13 protein-coding genes are annotated in these 16,675 nt (G+C 72.6%); 5 read left to right on the top strand and 8 right to left on the bottom strand.

What is annotated here, in order from left to right; translation table 11 throughout:
* Positions 1 to 126 precede the first annotated feature (126 nt).
* Positions 127 to 1,083, bottom strand: coding sequence for an EamA family transporter (locus ACF06X_RS01185; RefSeq protein ID WP_392285082.1), 957 nt, complete (start codon positions 1,081 to 1,083; stop codon positions 127 to 129).
* Between the two features lie 119 nt (positions 1,084 to 1,202).
* Here ACF06X_RS01185 and ACF06X_RS01180 point away from each other — a divergent pair, with 119 nt between their 5' ends.
* Both ACF06X_RS01180 and ACF06X_RS01175 read left to right on the top strand, forming a co-directional pair.
* A complete protein-coding gene (locus ACF06X_RS01180; RefSeq protein WP_392285081.1) occupies positions 1,203 to 2,114 on the top strand; it encodes a LysR substrate-binding domain-containing protein in 912 nt (303 codons plus the stop codon).
* A 161-nt stretch (positions 2,115 to 2,275) separates the two neighbouring features.
* Positions 2,276 to 4,111 (top strand): glycoside hydrolase family 3 protein, encoded by a 1,836-nt coding sequence (locus tag ACF06X_RS01175; RefSeq protein WP_392285080.1) that lies wholly within the window; start codon positions 2,276 to 2,278, stop codon positions 4,109 to 4,111.
* A 47-nt stretch (positions 4,112 to 4,158) separates the two neighbouring features.
* On the opposite strand, the gene ACF06X_RS01170 is transcribed toward ACF06X_RS01175, so the two are convergent.
* The 5 genes from ACF06X_RS01170 to speB form a co-directional block, all read right to left on the bottom strand.
* The gene (locus ACF06X_RS01170; RefSeq protein ID WP_392285079.1) at positions 4,159 to 5,625 is read right to left on the bottom strand and encodes an aminopeptidase; all 1,467 of its coding nucleotides are present in this window, start codon (positions 5,623 to 5,625) and stop codon (positions 4,159 to 4,161) included.
* 98 nt (positions 5,626 to 5,723) lie between these two features.
* Positions 5,724 to 6,134, bottom strand: coding sequence for a hypothetical protein (locus ACF06X_RS01165; protein ID WP_392285078.1), 411 nt, complete (start codon positions 6,132 to 6,134; stop codon positions 5,724 to 5,726).
* A gap of 76 nt (positions 6,135 to 6,210) precedes the next feature.
* On the bottom strand, positions 6,211 to 10,053 hold the full coding sequence (locus ACF06X_RS01160; protein ID WP_392285077.1) for an ABC transporter ATP-binding protein: 3,843 nt from the start codon (positions 10,051 to 10,053) through the stop codon (positions 6,211 to 6,213).
* A gap of 98 nt (positions 10,054 to 10,151) precedes the next feature.
* Positions 10,152 to 11,834 (bottom strand): thiamine pyrophosphate-binding protein, encoded by a 1,683-nt coding sequence (locus ACF06X_RS01155; RefSeq protein ID WP_392285076.1) that lies wholly within the window; start codon positions 11,832 to 11,834, stop codon positions 10,152 to 10,154.
* A 464-nt stretch (positions 11,835 to 12,298) separates the two neighbouring features.
* Positions 12,299 to 13,294, bottom strand: a complete 996-nt coding sequence (speB, locus tag ACF06X_RS01150) for an agmatinase (RefSeq protein ID WP_392285075.1) — start codon at positions 13,292 to 13,294, stop codon at positions 12,299 to 12,301.
* Between the two features lie 219 nt (positions 13,295 to 13,513).
* On the opposite strand from speB, the gene ACF06X_RS01145 reads away from it, so the two are divergent.
* Positions 13,514 to 14,971 carry a PucR family transcriptional regulator ligand-binding domain-containing protein gene (locus ACF06X_RS01145; protein WP_392285074.1) on the top strand — a complete coding sequence of 486 codons (1,458 nt, stop codon included), beginning with the start codon at positions 13,514 to 13,516 and terminating at the stop codon, positions 14,969 to 14,971.
* A 25-nt stretch (positions 14,972 to 14,996) separates the two neighbouring features.
* Here ACF06X_RS01145 and ACF06X_RS01140 read toward each other — a convergent pair whose 3' ends face one another.
* Complete coding sequence (locus ACF06X_RS01140) at positions 14,997 to 15,302, bottom strand: hypothetical protein (protein ID WP_392285073.1); 306 nt, start codon at positions 15,300 to 15,302, stop codon at positions 14,997 to 14,999.
* On the bottom strand, positions 15,299 to 15,496 hold the full coding sequence (locus ACF06X_RS01135; RefSeq protein ID WP_392285072.1) for a hypothetical protein: 198 nt from the start codon (positions 15,494 to 15,496) through the stop codon (positions 15,299 to 15,301). The genes ACF06X_RS01140 and ACF06X_RS01135 overlap by 4 nt, the downstream gene beginning before the upstream one ends.
* Before the next feature lie 125 nt (positions 15,497 to 15,621).
* On the opposite strand from ACF06X_RS01135, the gene ACF06X_RS01130 reads away from it, so the two are divergent.
* Together ACF06X_RS01130 and ACF06X_RS01125 are read left to right on the top strand one after the other, a co-directional pair.
* Positions 15,622 to 16,416: a helix-turn-helix domain-containing protein gene (locus ACF06X_RS01130; protein WP_392285071.1), complete on the top strand. Its 795-nt coding sequence runs from the start codon at positions 15,622 to 15,624 to the stop codon at positions 16,414 to 16,416.
* The gene (locus ACF06X_RS01125) at positions 16,409 to 16,621 is read left to right on the top strand and encodes a DUF397 domain-containing protein (protein ID WP_392285070.1); all 213 of its coding nucleotides are present in this window, start codon (positions 16,409 to 16,411) and stop codon (positions 16,619 to 16,621) included. Before ACF06X_RS01130 ends, ACF06X_RS01125 begins: the two co-directional genes overlap by 8 nt.
* Positions 16,622 to 16,675: the final 54 nt, after the last annotated feature.

Here is a 16,675-nt window from a genome sequence, read left to right as displayed (position 1 = left end):
CGCGGGTCGCGCCGGGACCTCCTGGCCCCCGACCCGGGCTGAAGCCAGAGTTCCGAGTGTGGGCCGGGGGCCGGATGTCTCGGAGGCCAGGGGAGGCCGCTCAGCGGCACCGCCGCCGGGGTGGGTTCACGGTCGACCGGGACCAAGTCCAGGAACGTGGACGGGCTCCTTCTCACGGGGCGCGTGGACGTCGGGACCCGCACGATACGACGCACGCCTCCCGCCCCCGCCCCCGATCGGCAGCGACGTCAGTGCCACGCCGCCGACCAGCAGCGCCGCCGCGCACCAGCGCAGGGGGGTGACGGTCTCGTCCAGGATCAGGGCCGCCGAGGACATTCCGAAGACCGGTACCAGGAGGGAGAAGGGGGCGACCGACGAGGCCGGATAGCGGCGCAGCAGCAGGCCCCAGGCGCCGAAGCCGAAGACGGTCGTGATCCAGGCGACGTAGACGATGACGCCCACGCCGGTCCAGTCGAGCCCCCGGAGCGCCGCCAGGTCCCGCTCCGGCCCCTCCAGGGCGAACGACAGGGCGAGCAGCGGCAGTACGGGGACGGCGCTGACCCACACCATGAAGTTGAGGGCGTCGGGCGGGGAGGCCTTGCGGGTCAGGACGTTGGAGACGCCCCAGCAGGCCGCCGCCGCCACGCAGAGCACGAAGCCGGCGAGCGGGCCGGAGGCGCCTTCGTCGACCGCCGCGACGGCGATGCCGGCGAGCGCCACCGCCATGCCGGCGGTCTTCACCCTCCCGGGCCGTTCCCCGAGCGCGACGAAGGCGAACAGGGCCGTGAAGACGGCCTGGATCTGCAGGATCAGGGAGGAGAGCCCGGCCGGTGCGCCCAGGTCCATGCCGGTGAAGAGCAGGCCGAACTTGGCGACGCCGAGGACGAGACCGACGGCCACGATCCACTTCCAGGCCACCGTGGGACGGCCGACGAGGAAGACGGCGGGGAGGGCGGCGGCGAGGAAGCGGAGGGCGGAGAAGAGCAGGGGCGGGAAGTGGTCGAGGCCGATCTCGATCACGACGAAGTTGACCCCCCAGACCGCGGCGACGAGCGCGGCGAGGGCGATGTGGGCGGGGCGCATGCGAGCGAGCATCTCGCCCGCGAACCGTGTAGCACCAGCGCGGATTTCTTCATGATGGGATGAAGCAACGCTTCATCCATCCCATCCCCTCCCATCCCATCCTTTCTGAGGAGTGCGCCGTGCTCGATCTCGGACGCCTGCGGGCCCTCCACGCCGTCGCCGTCCACGGCACGGTGGCCGCGGCGGCCGCCGCCCTCGGCTACACCCCGTCCGCCGTCTCCCAGCAGATCGCCAAGCTGGAGCGGGAGACCCGCACGACGCTGCTCGAACGCCGGGGACGCGGGGTCCGGCTCACCGACGAGGCCCATCAACTCGCCGCGACGGCAGAGAAGTTGCTGTCCATCGTCGAGGAGGCGGAGGTACGACTCGAGGAGCGGCGCGGGCTGCCGGCCGGGCGCCTGGCGATCGGCTGCTTCGCGAGCGCGGCGCGCGGACTCATGCCCCGGGTGCTCGCCGAACTGGCCCGGCGTCACCCCTCCCTCGACGCCCGGCTCACCGAAGTGGACCCGCACGTCTCGAACGAGCTGGTCTCGCGCGGCGTGATCGATCTGGCCGTCGCGCACGACTGGGACATCGCACCGATGGCGACCCCGCCGGGCGTGGAACAGGCCGTCATCGGCGACGACCTGTGCGACATCCTCGTCCCGCGCGACCACCCGCTCTCCGGACGGGCGTCGGTACGGCGGGAGGAGCTGGCGGACGAGCGGTGGATCTCCCAGCCGCCGGGCACGGTGTGCCACGACTGGCTGATACGGACCCTGCGGGCGACCGGGTACGAGCCGCACATCGTCCATCAGGCGGAGGAGAACCCCACGCAGGTCGCCCTGGTCGCGGCCGGTCTCGGCATCGCGCTCGTGCCACGCCTGGGCCGTGGGGCGCTGCCTCCCGAGGTGACGCCGGTCCGTCTGGACCCGGTGCCGATGCGCCGGCTGCGCGCCCTGTGGCGTACGGGAGCGGCCCGGCGGCCCTCGATCACGGAGACCGTCCGCACGCTTCAGGAGCTGTGGCCCTCGGTGGCGGCGGCGAGCTGACAGCCCGTCCGCCGTCTCCCGGCGCGACGCGGATCCTGCCAGATGCTTGACCTGGCAGTTACTTTCGGGCTATCCGTGGCACCTTGGAAGTTTCCTTCAACCCTTCCTTCAACCCTTCCTTCAACCTTTCCTTCAACCTTGCACGGCCGGAAGGAGCATCAGTGCACCACCGCGCCACCTCCCGACGCACCCTCCTCACCGTCACCGCCGCCGCAGCCGCGGCGGCCGTCACCGGCGTCCACACCCCCGCTCGCGCCCTCGGCGAGGACGACACCACGCCCGCGGCCCGCGACGAGAAGCTCCGGCGGCTCATCGCCGGCATGTCCCTGGAAGAGAAGGTCGGCCAGCTCTTCGTCATGCGGGTGTACGGCCACTCCGCCACCGCCCCCGACCAGGCCGACATCGACGCCAACCTCAAGGAGATCGGCGTCCGCACCGCCGCCGAGCTCGTCGAGCGCTACCACGTCGGCGGGATCATCTACTTCTCCTGGGCGCACAACACCCGCGACCCGCGGCAGATCGCCGAGCTCTCCAACGGCATCCAGCGGGCCGGCCTTGCCCAGCCGACCCCGCTCCCCCTGCTCATCTCCACCGACCAGGAGCACGGCATCGTCTGCCGGGTCGGCAAGCCCGCCACCCTGGTCCCCGGCGCCATGGCGCTCGGCGCGGGCGGCTCGCACGCCGACACCCGTAAGGCCGCGCAGATCGCGGGCATCGAACTGGCCGCCGTCGGCATCCGGCAGAACTACGCGCCGGTCGCCGACGTCAACGTCAACCCCGCCAACCCGGTCATCGGCGTCCGCTCCTTCGGCTCCGACCCGCAGGCCGTCGCCGCCCTGGTCGCGGCCCAGGTCAAGGGCTACCAGGGGGCGGGGGTCGCCGCCACGTCCAAGCACTTCCCCGGGCACGGCGACACCGCCGTCGACAGCCACTACGGCCTGCCGACCATCACCCACACCCGCGCGCAGTGGGCCGAACTGGACGCTCCGCCGTTCCGGTCGGCCATCGCCGCCGGCATCGACTCGATCATGACCGCGCACATCGTCGTCCCCGCGCTCGACCCGAGCGAGGATCCGGCGACCCTCTCCCACCCCATCCTGACCGGCATCCTGCGCGAGCAACTCGGTTACGACGGTGTGGTGGTGACCGACTCGCTCGGCATGGAGGGGGTGCGGACGAAGTACGGCGACGAGCGCGTGCCCGTCCTCGCGCTCAAGGCCGGCGTCGACCAGCTGCTCAACCCGCCGAAGCTCGACGTCGCCTGGAAGGCCGTGCTCAGGGCGGTCGCGGACGGCGAACTCACCGAGGCCCGGCTCGACGAATCGATCCTGCGGATCCTGCGCCTCAAGACGAAGCTGGGGCTCTTCAAGGAGCCGTACGTGAGCGCCTCCGGCGTGAACCGTACGGTCGGCGGCGCCGCGCACCTGGCCCACGCCGACCGGATCGCCGAGGCGACCACGACGCTGCTCCTCAACGAGGGCGGGCTGCTGCCCCTGTCCCGCCGCAGCCACGGTGACGTCCTCGTCGTGGGCGCCGACCCCGCCTCGCCCTCCGGCACGACGGGGCCGCCGACCACGACCCTCGCGACGGCCTTCACCGAACTGGGCTTCACCGCCACGGCCTTGTCCACCGGGATCACCCCGACGGCGGCGAAGATCGAGCAGGCGGTGGCCGCCGCGGCCGGCAAGGACGTCGTCGTCGTCGGCACCTACAACGTCTCGGCGACCAGCCCGCAGCGCACGCTCGTGGCGCGGCTGGTGGCGACCGGGGTGCCCGTCGTCACGATCGCGATCCGCAACCCGTACGACATCGCCCAGCTGAGCGGGCAGCGGGCGACCGTCGCCGCGTACTCCTGGACCGACGTCGAACTCCGGGCGGCGGTCCGGGTGATCGCGGGCGCGGCGCGGCCCAAGGGCCGGCTGCCGGTCCCCGTACAGCGGGCGGACGATCCGGCGCGGGTGCTGTACCCCGTCGGTCACGGCCTGTCGTACGCCTGAAAGCCGGGAGCGGGGAGGGGCGGTGCCCCCTCCCCGCTCCCGTCGGGTCACGGACGGACGCCGTGCTCCCGCTTCAGCTCGTCGTCGGCCGCCTTGTCGAGGCGGGCGTCGAAGCGGGCCAGCGGCTGCGCGGCCGCCGCCGTCGGGGCGTCGACCCCGGCCCAGGCGAGGATGCGGGCCGTGGCCTTGGCGCGCTCGGTCTCGACGAGACCCGCGACGTTGGCGCCGTGGTTGGCGCCGGGGGCCGTGTAGACGTAGCTGTCACGGGCGCCCTTGCCGAGGCGGAACGGTTCGGCGCCCCACGGGTCGTTGCCGCCGTACACGAAGAGCATCTGGTGCGCGTTCTTGCGGACCCAGTCGTCGACGTCCCGCATGACCCACGGCTTGAACGTCGTCGGGATCTCGCGCGGCACGAAGTTCCGGGCGGGCTGGTAGCCGTACCGGGACAGGCCGTCGAGGTGCGGCTGCCTGATGCTGGGCGAGCCGAGTTCGGTCGCCGCCTGGTAGTAGTACGGGGTGTACGGCTCCAGGCCCTGGTCGGTGTAGAACGACCAGCCGGAGTAGGCGTCGATGGTCTCGTAGACCTCGTCGTCGCTGGCGGTCCTCGCGTCCGGGACGGAGCCGCAGACGTCCTCGCCGTAGTACTGCCAGAAGCCCCAGACGAAGTCGAGGACGACGGCCTCGTAGGCCTTGTCGAGGGAGCCGACCGTGTTGAAGGTGGCGCCCTCGGCGTCGGCCCACTCCTTGTACTTCTTCTGCAGCGGCTCGCGGCGGATCAGGGCCTCGCGCTGGAGCGCGTTGAGCCGGTCGCGGCACTCCTTGGTCCCGACGGTCTCGAAGAACCGGTCGTAGGCCGAGTCCTCCCGGTTGACCACGTCGTTGGGGGCCACGTACGCGACGACGCCGTCCATGTCGTTCGGGTAGAAGCGCTCGTAGTACGTCGCCGTCATGCCGCCCTTGGAGGCTCCGGTGGAGAGCCACTTCTGGCCGTAGACCTTCTTGAGGGCGGTGAAGATGCGGTGCTGGTCGCTGGCGGCCTGCCAGATGTCCAGCTTGCTCCAGTCGGCGGGCTGCGGCCGGGACGGCGTGAAGAACCGGTACTCCATGGAGACCTGGTTGCCGTCGATGATCCGGGTGGGCTCACGGCGGCTGGGGTTGGTGCTCAGTCCGTAGCCGCTGGTGTGGAAGACGGTCGGACGGTCGGTGTCCTTGTGGAGGACGGAGAGCCGCTGCTTGAACGTGCCCGCCCAGGGGCGGCGGTGGTCGACCGGCTGGGTGTACTCCAGGAGGAAGAAGCGGTAGCCGGCGTACGGCTTCTCCTCGATCAGGCTCATCCCGGGGATCGCCAGGATGCGGTCCTTGATGTCGGTGCTGTCTGCGGTGGCGGACGTACGGTCGACCGACGTACCGCCGAACGTGCCGGTGGCCGGCTCCGCGGCGGTGGCCGCGCCGGACGCACCGACGGTGCTTATGAGCACCGTGAGCGACGCCAGCCATCTCAGCGACTTGCGCATTGACCCTCCCCTTGATTCACAACGGTGTCGCGAACCTAGCGGGGCAACGTGCGTGCCGCCAGACCTGCTTGGGCCTTACCTCCGGGATTTCCTCCGCATCAGCACAGGATCCAGCCGGTCGAGCCGCTGCGGCCGGCGACGGTGCCCGTGGCGCGGACGCAGCGGTTGAGGGCGTGGACGGTGACCGGGCCCGCCTGGCGGGTGAAGCGGCCGGAGTCGACGGCGGGCCGGCCGCCGCGGGGCTGGAGGGAGACGGACATCTGCCGCCGGGCGCCGGGGTTCTTGGCGACGGTGACGGCGCAGACGTACTGGCGGCTCTTGTAGAGGCGCAGTTCTCCGGTGGCGAAGGCGAGCGTCTTGGTGGGGCGGCCGGCGCAGAGGGAGGCGGCGTCGGCGCCGGCGACGCCGGGACCCGCGAGGGTCAGGGCGCCGACGGCGAGCACCATCGTGAGCAGGTGCGCGAGCAGCCGCCCGGAGCCCGCGCCCGCCTGTTTCGTCCCGTCGACCATCTGGTTCCCCTCCCGCCTCGGTGCCGTACATGCGTACGACGCACGGGAGGCGCGAGCGGTTGCCTTCACCGTCGGCTCAGAGGGCCTTCGCCGGCTCCTCCTCGCCGATGAACGTCCGCCACAGCCGGGCGTACCGCCCGTCCAGAGCGAGGAGTTCGTCGTGGGTGCCGTCCTCCGCCACCCGGCCGTCGGCCATGACGACCACCCGGTCCGCGCGGGCGGCCGTGGTGAGGCGGTGGGCGACGACCAGCGTCGTACGGCGGCCCGCGAGGCGGTCGGTGGCCTGGTTGACCTGGGCCTCGGTGGCCAGGTCGAGGGCGGCGGTCGCCTCGTCGAGGAGCAGGATGTCCGGGTCGACGAGTTCGGCGCGGGCCAGGGCGATCAGCTGGCGCTGACCGGCGGAGAGGTTGCGGCCGCGCTCGGCGACCTCGTGGAGGTAGCCGCCGTCCAGGGTCGCGATCATGTCGTGCGCGCCGACCGCGCGGGCCGCCGCCTCGACCTCGGCGTCGGTCGCGTCCGGCCGGCCGTAGGCGATGGCGTCGCGGACCGTCCCGGCGAAGAGGTACGCCTCCTGGGGCACGACCCCGAGGCGGTGGCGGTACGCGGTGAGGTCCAGGTCCCGCAGGTCGGTGCCGTCCACCGTGACCCGGCCGCTCGTCGGGTCGTAGAACCGCGCGACCAGCTTGACCAGGGTGGACTTCCCGGCGCCGGTCTCGCCGACGAAGGCGACGGTCTGTCCGGCCGGGATGCGCAGGTCGATGCCGGTGAGGGCCGCCTCGCCGCTCCCGGTCCCGTCTCCGCTCCCGGTTCCGCCCGCGCTCCCGGTCACGTCCGCACTCCCGGTCGCATCCGCGCTCCCGGTTCCGGCCGCGTCGACCCTTCCGTATCCGAAGGACACGTCCTCGAAGGCGATCTCGCCGCGCAGCGACGGCACGTCGAGGGGCTTGTCGGCCTCGGCCGTCGAGATCGGCTCGTCGAGGAGCTCCTGCATCCGCTTGAGCGAGACGGCGGCCTGCTGGTAGCCGTCGAAGACCTGCGAGAGCTGCTGCACGGGTGCGAAGAAGAGGTCGATGTAGAGGAGGTAGGCGACGAGCGCGCCCGTGGTCAGGGTGCCGGCCTCGATGCGCTGCGCACCGACGATCATGACGGCCGCGGCGGCGACGGAGGACAGCAGGGTGACGAAGGGGAAGTAGATCGAGATCAGCCACTGGCCGCGGACGCGGGCCTCGCGGTACTCCTCGCTGCGCGCCGCGAACCGGGCCGCGCTCGCGCGCTCGCGGCGGAAGGCCTGGACGATGCGGAGCCCGGAGACCGACTCCTGGAGGTCGCCGTTGACGACGCTGATCCGTTCACGGGCCAGCTCGTACGCCTTCACGCTGGAGCGGCGGAAGAAGTACGTGGCGACGGCGAGGACGGGGAGGGTCGCGAAGACGACCAGGGCGAGCTGGAGGTCGAGCACGAGCAGCGCGACCATGATCCCGAAGAAGGTCACGACGGAGACGAAGGCGGTGACCAGGCCCGTCTGGAGGAAGGTGGACAGGGCGTCCACGTCCGTCGTCATCCGGGTCATGATCCGGCCGGTCAGCTCGCGCTCGTAGTAGTCGAGGCCGAGCCGCTGGAGCTGGGCGAAGATCTTCAGGCGGAGCGCGTAGAGGACCCGCTCGCCGGTGCGGCCGGTCATCCGGATCTCGGCGGTCTGCGCGATCCACTGCACGAGGACGGTGGCCAGGGCGAGGGCGGAGGCGGCCCAGACGGCGCCGATGGCGAGCTGGTTGACGCCCTCGTCGATGCCGTGGCGGATCAGGACGGGCAGCAGCAGGCCCATGCCGGTGTCGACGGCGACCAGGCCGAGGCTGATGAGCAGCGGGACGCCGAAGCCGCGCAGCAGGCGGCGCAGTCCTCCCCGGTTTCCTCCGGCGCGGGAGGCCGCGTCCCGGTCGTCGTCGGGGGCGACGGCGCGGGCCTCGTCGATGTCGGGGGTGTCGGTGGCGGGCGGGAGCGCCTCGACGGCGGCGAGGAGTTCGGGGGTGGCCCCGGGCGCCTGGGACTCCTCGGCGGTCTCCTCCCGTACCCACAGGGTGGGGGTGATGCCGCGCTCGGCGTCGAACTCGGCGTCGAGTTCGGCGCGCAGGGTGCGGTCCTCGGGGAGTTCCGTCGCCACGGTGTGTCCGGGCGAGACGCCGCCGAGTTCGTCGGGGTCGGTGAGCAGCTGCCGGTAGAGCGGGGAGCGCCGCTCCAGCTCCTCGTGGGTGCCGATGTCGGAGAGCCGGCCGTCGTCGAGGACCGCGATCCGGTCGGCGAGGTTGAGGGTGGAGCGGCGGTGGGCGATGAGGAGGGTGGTGCGGCCGGCCATCACGGAGGCGAGGGCCTCGTGGATCTCGTGCTCGACGCGGGCGTCCACGGCGGAGGTGGCGTCGTCCAGGAGGAGGAGCCGGGGGTCGGTGAGGATGGCGCGGGCGAGCGCGATGCGCTGGCGCTGGCCGCCGGAGAGGGTGAGGCCGTGCTCGCCGACCTTGGTGTCGTACCCCTCGGGCAGGTCGGTGATGAAACGGTCCGCCTGGGCGGCGCGCGCGGCGGTCTCGATCTGCTCCTGGGTCGCCTCCGGGTGGCCGTACGCGATGTTGGCTCGGACGGTGTCGGAGAAGAGGAAGCTGTCCTCCGGGACGAGCCCGATGGCGGCGCGCAGGGAGTCCAGGGTCAGCTCGCGGACGTCGTGGCCGCCGACGAGGACGGCGCCGTGGGTGACGTCGTAGAAGCGCGGCAGGAGGAGCGAGACGGTGGACTTGCCGCTGCCGGAGGCGCCGACGACGGCGACGGTCTCGCCGGAGCGGATCTCCAGGGAGAAGCCGTCGAGGACCGGGCGGCCGTCCTCGTACGCGAAGCTCACGTCGTCGAACTCGACGGTGGCCTCGGCGTCGGCGGGCAGCTCCTTCGTGCCGTCCTTGATCACGGGCTCGGTGTCGATGAGCTCCAGGACGCGGTCGACGCCGGCGCGGGCCTGCTGGCCGACGGTGAGGACCATGGCGAGCATCCGGACCGGGCCGACGAGCGAGGCGAGGTAGGCGGAGAAGGCGACGAAGGTGCCCAGCGTGATCTGGCCGCGGGTGGCGAGCCAGCCGCCGAGGGCGAGGACGGCGACCTGGCCGAGGGCGGGGACGGCCTGGAGGGCGGGGGTGTAGCGGGAGTTGAGCCGGATGGTGCGCAGCCGCCCGGCGAAGAGCCTGCGGCTGGCCTCGCGGATCTTCCCGGTCTCCTGGTCCTCCTGCCCGAAGCCCTTGACGACCCGCACGCCGGTCACGGCCCCGTCGACGACACCGGCGACGGTGCCGGCCTGCTGCTGGGCGTACCAGGTGGCGGGGTGGAGGCGGGTGCGGCTGCGCTTGGCGATGAACCACAGGGCGGGGGCGACGGCGAGGGCGACGAGGGTGAGGGGGATCGACAGCCAGGCCATGACGGCGAGCGAGATCAGGAAGAGCAGGACGTTCCCGATGGTCATCGGGAGCATGAAGAGCAGGCCCTGGATGAGCTGAAGGTCGCTGGTCGCCCGTCCGACGACCTGCCCGGTGGACAGCTCGTCCTGCCGCCGGCCGTCGAGCCGGGTGATGGTGCCGTACATCTCGGTACGGAGGTCGTGCTGGACGTCGAGGGCGAGACGTCCGCCGTAGAACCGGCGGATGTAGGTCAGGACGTAGACGACGACGGCGGCGGCGATGAGGAGGCCGGTCCAGACGGCGAGGGACCGGGTCCGGGCGGTGACGACGTCGTCGATGATCACCTTGGTGATGAGCGGGACGAGGGCGAGCACGGCCATGCCGGCGAGCGAGGACCCGAGCGCGAGCACGACGTTCTTCTTGTACCGCCACGCGTAACCGGCCAGCCTGCGGGCCCAGCCCTCTTGCTTCGGATCCGCCGCCGCCACGTGGTGCCTCCCGTTCGTCCTGCTCTACCGGAAGGCCCAACGCGGCTGAGGTGCGATTTCATCCCGCCGCAATGAAGTGGGGACTTTGGTCCTAGGCCCTAGAGGTGGGTCGGTTCGAACATGCGCAGGAGGGCCGGGAGGACGACGACCGAGGGGCCGGGGGTGGAGAGGGCCTTCGCCAGGTCGGCCGTCAGGGACTCCGGGGTCGTGCGGACGGCCGGGACGCCGAAGGATTCGGCCAGGGCGACGAAGTCGGGGCGGGCGAGTTCGGTGGCCGTGGCCTCGCCGAAGGCGTCCGTCATGTACTCGCGCAGGATGCCGTAGCCGCCGTCGTCGACGATCAGCCAGGTGACGTCGGATCCGTACTGCTTCGCCGTCGCCAGCTCGGCGATCGAGTACATCGCGCCGCCGTCGCCGGAGACCGCGAGGACCGGCCGCGTCGGGTCGGCCGCCGCCGCGCCGAGGGCGGCGGGGAAGCCGTAGCCGAGGCCGCCGGCGCCCTGGGCGGAGTGCATGGTGTTCGGGTGGCGGGGGTCGAAGGCAGACCAGGCCCAGTAGGCGAGGATCGTCATGTCCCAGAAGCTGGGGGACGTGTCCGGCAGGGCCTCGCGGACCGAGGCGACGATCCGCTGCTCCAGGCCCAGGTCCTGGGCCGCGATCCGCTCGCGGACCTTCGTCAGGACCGCCGCGACCCGCTCGGGGGCCGTCGGGTCCTCCCGTACCGCCACCGTTTCGAGCAGCGCGGACAGCGCCAGGCGGGCGTCGGCGTGGATGCCGAGGGCCGGGTGGTTGGACTCCAGTTTGCCGGCGTCGGCCTCGATCTGGATCACCCGGCCGCGCGGGGCGAAGGTGTGGTAGTTCGAGGACAGCTCGCCGAGGCCGGAGCCGACGACGAGGAGGACGTCGGCGTCCTCCAGGAAGTCGGTGGTGTGCCGGTCCTCCAGCCAGGACTGGAGCGAGAGCGGGTGCTCCCAGGGGAAGGCGCCCTTGCCGCCGAAGGTCGTCACGACCGGGGCCTGGATCCGCTCGGCGAGCGCGCGGAGCTTGCCCGAGGCGTCGGAGCGGACGACGCCGCCGCCCGCGATGATCGCGGGCCGCTCGGCGTTCGCGAGGAGGTGCGCCGCGACGGCGGTCAGCTCGGGGCGCGGGACGACCTCCTCCGGGGTCGCGTCCATCGCCGTGACGACGGGGAGCGTCGTCTCGGCCAGGAGCACGTCCTGCGGGATCTCGACCCAGACCGGCCCGTGCGGGGCGGTCAGCGCCGACTCCCAGGCGGCGGCGAGGGCGGACGGGATCTGGGAGTGCGTACGGACGGTGTGGACGGACTTCACGATGTCCCGGAACGACGCCTGCTGGTCGCGGAGTTCGTGCAGATAGCCGTGGCGCCCGCCGCCGAGCCCGGCCACCGGGACCTGGCTGCCGATCGCGAGGACGGGGGCGGAGGCGGCGGCCGCCTCCTGGAGCGCGGCGAGGGACATCAGGGCGCCGGGGCCGGTGGAGAGGAGCAGCGGGGCCGCCTCGCCGGTGATCCGGCCGTACGCGTCGGCGGCGAAGCCCGCGTTGTTCTCGACGCGCAGCCCGACGTACGTGAGGGAGGACCGGCGCAGCGCGTCGAACATACCGAGCGCGTGCTGCCCGGGCAGGCCGAAGACGGTGGTCGCGCCGAGCCCGGAGAGGGTCTCGACGACGAGGTCGCCACCGTTGCGCCCGGCGGGCGGATTGAGGGCGGCCTCGATCTGCGCGGCGGTCGGCCGCAGCACCAGGTCGTGGTCGTGCGTCATGGGGGTCCCCCTCGCGAGTGGCGTGTTCTGTCGGTACGGCCCGGCGGTCGAATGGTGCCCCATCCGGCATGGTGACCCGGCGGCGGGTGGCGCCCACCGGGTCCTGCGGGTCGGCGGCGGGCGGCCACCCCTTCCTCTGCGGCCTGGAGGCGAGTGCGGCCACCTGGCCCTGCGGGCCGGACGGTGCTGCCACCCACCCGGCCCGCCGGCGGGTGGCGACCACCCCGTCCTGCGGCGGGACGGTGGGTATCACCGGGCCGCTGAAGCCCTCGGCGGCGAGTGGGAGGCCCAACCGACCCTGCGGGCCGGCGCCCGGCGCCCAGCGGCGGGCGCCCGGCGGCGGGCTCCCGGCCCAGCGGTCCGAGCAGCGCGCGAGCACGCTCGCCGGGCCGGCCGGGCCGGGTCGGCGACCGTCGGCCGCCCGGTCGGCGGGCGCGGCCGCCGACCGGGCACGCGGCGGGGGCCTACTTCGCGGCCTGCTCCGCGCCCGCGGCGCGGTTCGCCGCGATCTGGCGGGACATGATCGTCGTCAGCTCGTACGCCGTGTGGGAGGCGGCGACGGCGGTGATCTCGGCGTGGTCGTAGGCCGGGGCGACCTCCACCACGTCGGCCGAGACCAGGTTGCAGGAGGACAGGCCGCGCAGGATCTCCAGGAGCTCGCGGGAGGTCATGCCGCCCGCCTCCGGGGTGCCGGTGCCGGGCGCGTGGGCCGGGTCGAGGCAGTCGATGTCGATGGAGATGTAGAGCGGGCGGTTCCCGATGCGCTGGCGCAGCTGGTCGGCGACCTCGTCGGCGCCGCGGCGGTAGATGTCGGCCGAGGTGACGATGCCGAAGCCCATCTTCTCGTCGTCGGTGAGGTCCTGCTTGCCGTAGAGCGGGCCGCGGGTTCCGACGTGGGAGAGCGCCTCGGTGTCGAGGATGCCCTCCTCGACGGCCCGGCGGAACGGGGTGCCGTGCGTGTACTCGGCGCCGAAGTACGTGTCCCACGTGTCGAGGTGCGCGTCGAAGTGGAGCAGCGCGACCGGCCCGTGCTTCTTGGCGACGGAGCGCAGCAGCGGCAGCGCGATGGTGTGGTCGCCACCGAGGGTCATCATCCGCGCGCCGGTACCGAGCAGCTCGTCGGCCGCGGCCTCGACGGTCTCGACGGCCTCGTTGATGTTGAACGGGTTGGCGGCCAGGTCACCGGCGTCGGCGACCTGCGCGAGGGCGAACGGCGAGGCGTCCTGCGCCGGGTTGTACGGGCGGAGCAGGCGGGACGCCTCGCGGATCGCGTTGCCGCCGAAGCGGGCGCCGGGGCGGTAGGAGACACCGCTGTCGAAGGGGACGCCGACCACGGCGACGTCGGCGGTGCCGACCTCGTCGAGTCGCGGCAGGCGGGCGAACGTCGCGGGACCGGCGTACCGCGGGATGCGGGACGAGTCGGTCGGGCCGCGGAAGGCGCTCTGGTCGCTGCTGCTCATGGTCGGGTCCTCCTGGGTGCTTCGAGTGGGGTGTCCGGACGGGTCGCTTCCGGTACTTCGGCGGCCTGTCGTCCGGCGGAGTGTCCAGTGACTGATTCGCGGGGACATCCGCCCGTACCCACGCCACTGGATGGCACGACAGTAGGTGGCCCGAAGGGGACACTGAAGGGTACGTTTCATCCACTGTTCATGCTCAAATTGTACGAAGGATCCATGCTCATGCCCGCGCGGGAACCCACGTCCGCCCCAGCGGCCCCTCCCGCCCCGCCGGTCTCGTTGGCGGCGCTGCTCGGGCGGCGCGATCTCGGGCTGCGGCTGCTCGCCGGGTCGGAGGACGCCTCCGTGCACTGGGTGCACACCTCCGAGATGGCCGACCCCTATCCGTACCTGCTCGGCGGCGAGCTGCTGATGACGGCGGGCGTGCAGCTCAGCGACCCGGCGCACTACGTCGAGCGGGTGGTGGAGGCGGGGGCGGCGGCGCTCGGTTTCGGTGTCACGCCGGTGTACGACACGGTGCCGGCGGCGCTCGTCGAGGCCTGCGAGCGGTTCGGGCTGCCGCTGCTCGAAGTCCCGCCGCACACGCCGTTCACGGCGGTGGCGCGGGCGGTCTGGCGGCTGATGGCCGAGGCCCGCCACCAGGAGCTGCGCCGGGTGACCGAGGCCCAGCAGTCACTGGCGACGGCGGCCGCCCGGCCGGACCCCGTACCGGCGGTGCTCGGTGCGCTGGCGTCCCGGCTCGGTGGGCGGGCGGCGCTGTTCGCGGCGGACGGGACGGAGTACGCGGCGGCGGGGCGGGCGGTCCCGCCGGAGGCGTCCCGCGCACTGCGGGACCTGGCCGGAGTGGTGGGCCCGCGCCCGGGCGGACCGGCCTCGGCGAGCGGCGACGGCGGCGGGCTGCGGCTCGCCGCGTACGCGCTCGGCGGCGGCGAGGGTCTCGCGCTCGGGGTGGCGGCCGAGCGGCGGGAGAGCGCCGACCACACGATCGCCGGGGTGGCGGTCGTCCTGCTGTCGCTGCTGACCGCCCCGCACCGGGGCGCCGACGTCTCGGCGCGGGACGCGGCCCTGGTCCGGCTCCTGCTCGGCACACCCCCGGCCGAGGCGGCGCCCGCGCTCGACCCCGGCCCCTGGACGGTGGTCCACGCCCGAGGCGGCGACGGCACCCCGCTGGCCGCGTCGGCCCTGGCCACGGCCCTGGGCACTCCCCTCGTCGACGCGCCGGCCGAGGGAGGGGGAGCGGGAGCGGGAGCGGTACGGCTCCTGCTGCCGGCCGGTCGGGAGGCCGAACCCCAGCCGGGCTGGACCCTCGGCGCCAGCGCCCCCGTCGAGGCCCGCGACCTCGCCGCCGCCGACGCCCAGGCCGCCCGGGCGCTACGCCGGGCCGAGGCGACCCGCGCCCCCCTGGCCCGCCACCGCCCCGCCGGGTTCGGCGGCCTCATGGACCCGGAGGAGGCGGCCGCGTACGCCCGCACGCTCCTCGCGCCCCTCTCCGAGCCGCTGACCGAGACCCTGCGCGCCTGGCTCTCCCTGCACGGCAACTGGGACCGGACGGCGGTGGCCCTGGACATCCACCGCAACACCGTCCGCCAGCGCATCGCCCGCTGCGCCGCGCTCCTGGACAGGGACCTGGACGACGCGGACGTACGGATGGAGCTGTGGTTCGCCCTCGGCGCTCTGTGAGCCGAAGTCCGTCCGCGGCTTCCCTCTACACGACGTCGCCGGCGGCCACGGCCAACCGCGCGCCCCGGCTCCGTGCGACACGGTGCACCTCGCGCAGGGACTCGGCCAGACGGGCGACGACATAGCGGAGCTGCTCGGGGGTCGCCGAGCGGTCACTCAGCAGGTCCTCGACATGGCCGAGGAGATCGGCGGCCATGCCAAGCTGCACGCTCTCGACGTTGTCGGCGACGCGGGAGACGTAACCTTCGCCGTCACCGATCAGATAACAGGGCTTCCCCTCGGCGCCGGTCCAGGGCAGCAGACGGGCGGATTCCGTGGTGGGCCGGATCACGCCGCGACCTCCCTTCCATGGATGACGCGGGGGCCGATGTCGATGCCGTGCACGGCGAGCCAGAGGGCACGACGGCGGCGTCGCCGACTCCGCGCCTCGTCCTGACGGCGCGCATGGCGTCCGCTCGGCGGAGGCCATGCGCGCCGCAGCAGCCGCAGCAGCGGGTCGATCATCCGGGCGATACGGTGCAACACGTCGTCAGCTCCCGCGTAGTTGATGAACTGCGCTCTGTAGTGATTCCCTCACAGCGTGAGACCAGCAGGGCTACCCTGACCAGGGGGTTCGGTGTGACGGAGCGTTTGTCACAAGGGAGTTGACGATGACCAACGTCTACGGCGAGTGGCTGAAGGCCCAACGCGAGGCCGTCGGCCTCACCCAACAGGAGCTGGCGGACCGCACGATCATGACCCGCTCGCACATCGCCCACATCGAGGCGGGGCGCCGAGTTCCCTCGCAGGAGGACGCCCGCAGACTGGACAGGGCGCTGGGCACTGGGAATGTGCTGCAGAGTTTCCTGCCGCAGGACGACGACACGATCGCCGACTACTTCGAGCCCGCACGTCAACTCGAACAACAGGCCGCGATGATCAGGGAGTTCGCCTCCGCCTTCGTGCCCGGCATCCTCCAGACGCCGAGGTACGCGAGCGCGGTTCTGGGCACGACCTTCCCTCCCAGGAGTGACGAAGAACGTGACAGGCACGTTGTCACACGGATCGAGCGATCCAAGGTCCTAGCAGATCCCGTGATGCCCGTAGTGTGGGCGCTGCTGGACGAAATGGTGCTGCGACGACCGGTCGGCGGCCGAGAGGTCATGGTTGAGCAGATCACGCACATCATCCAACTGGTGGAGAGCAGGCGTGTACGCGTGTATATCCTCCCCGCGAGCCTCGGCATCCATCCGCTCATGCAGGGCATGCTGACGCTGATGTGGTTCGAGGACCAGCCACCGGCCGCGTACAGCGAAGGCGTCTCAGTCGGCAAGCTGCACGACTCCCCGTCCGTGGTCCAGCGACTACAGGGCGCCTACGATCTGGCGCTGGGCGACGCACTGCCCTCCCAAGAGTCACTGGCCCTCATGCGGGCGATCGCGAAGGAACACGGAAACCATGAGTGAGCACACCATCTCGAACGCCTCCACGTTGAGCGGCTGGCGCAAGTCGTCGTACAGCGGGAACGAGTCTGGAAGTTGCGTCGAGGTTCTGCACGGCTACACGTCCGGCGTTCCGGTTCGCGACTCGAAGAAGCCTCACGGTCCCGCTCTCGTCTTCGCGGCGGCCGGCTGGGCCGCGTTCATCGCGGGCCTCAAGGCCGGGCAGTAGACCTCCGCCCCCTTTGACCGGTGCGATGCCCACCCGTAGCGTTTGAGCGAAGCC

Source organism: Streptomyces sp. NPDC015346, assembly GCF_043078785.1.
Taxonomy (GTDB): domain Bacteria; phylum Actinomycetota; class Actinomycetes; order Streptomycetales; family Streptomycetaceae; genus Streptomyces.
Note: the sequence above shows the minus strand (reverse complement) of the source record. Positions and strands in the feature narration are given on the sequence as shown.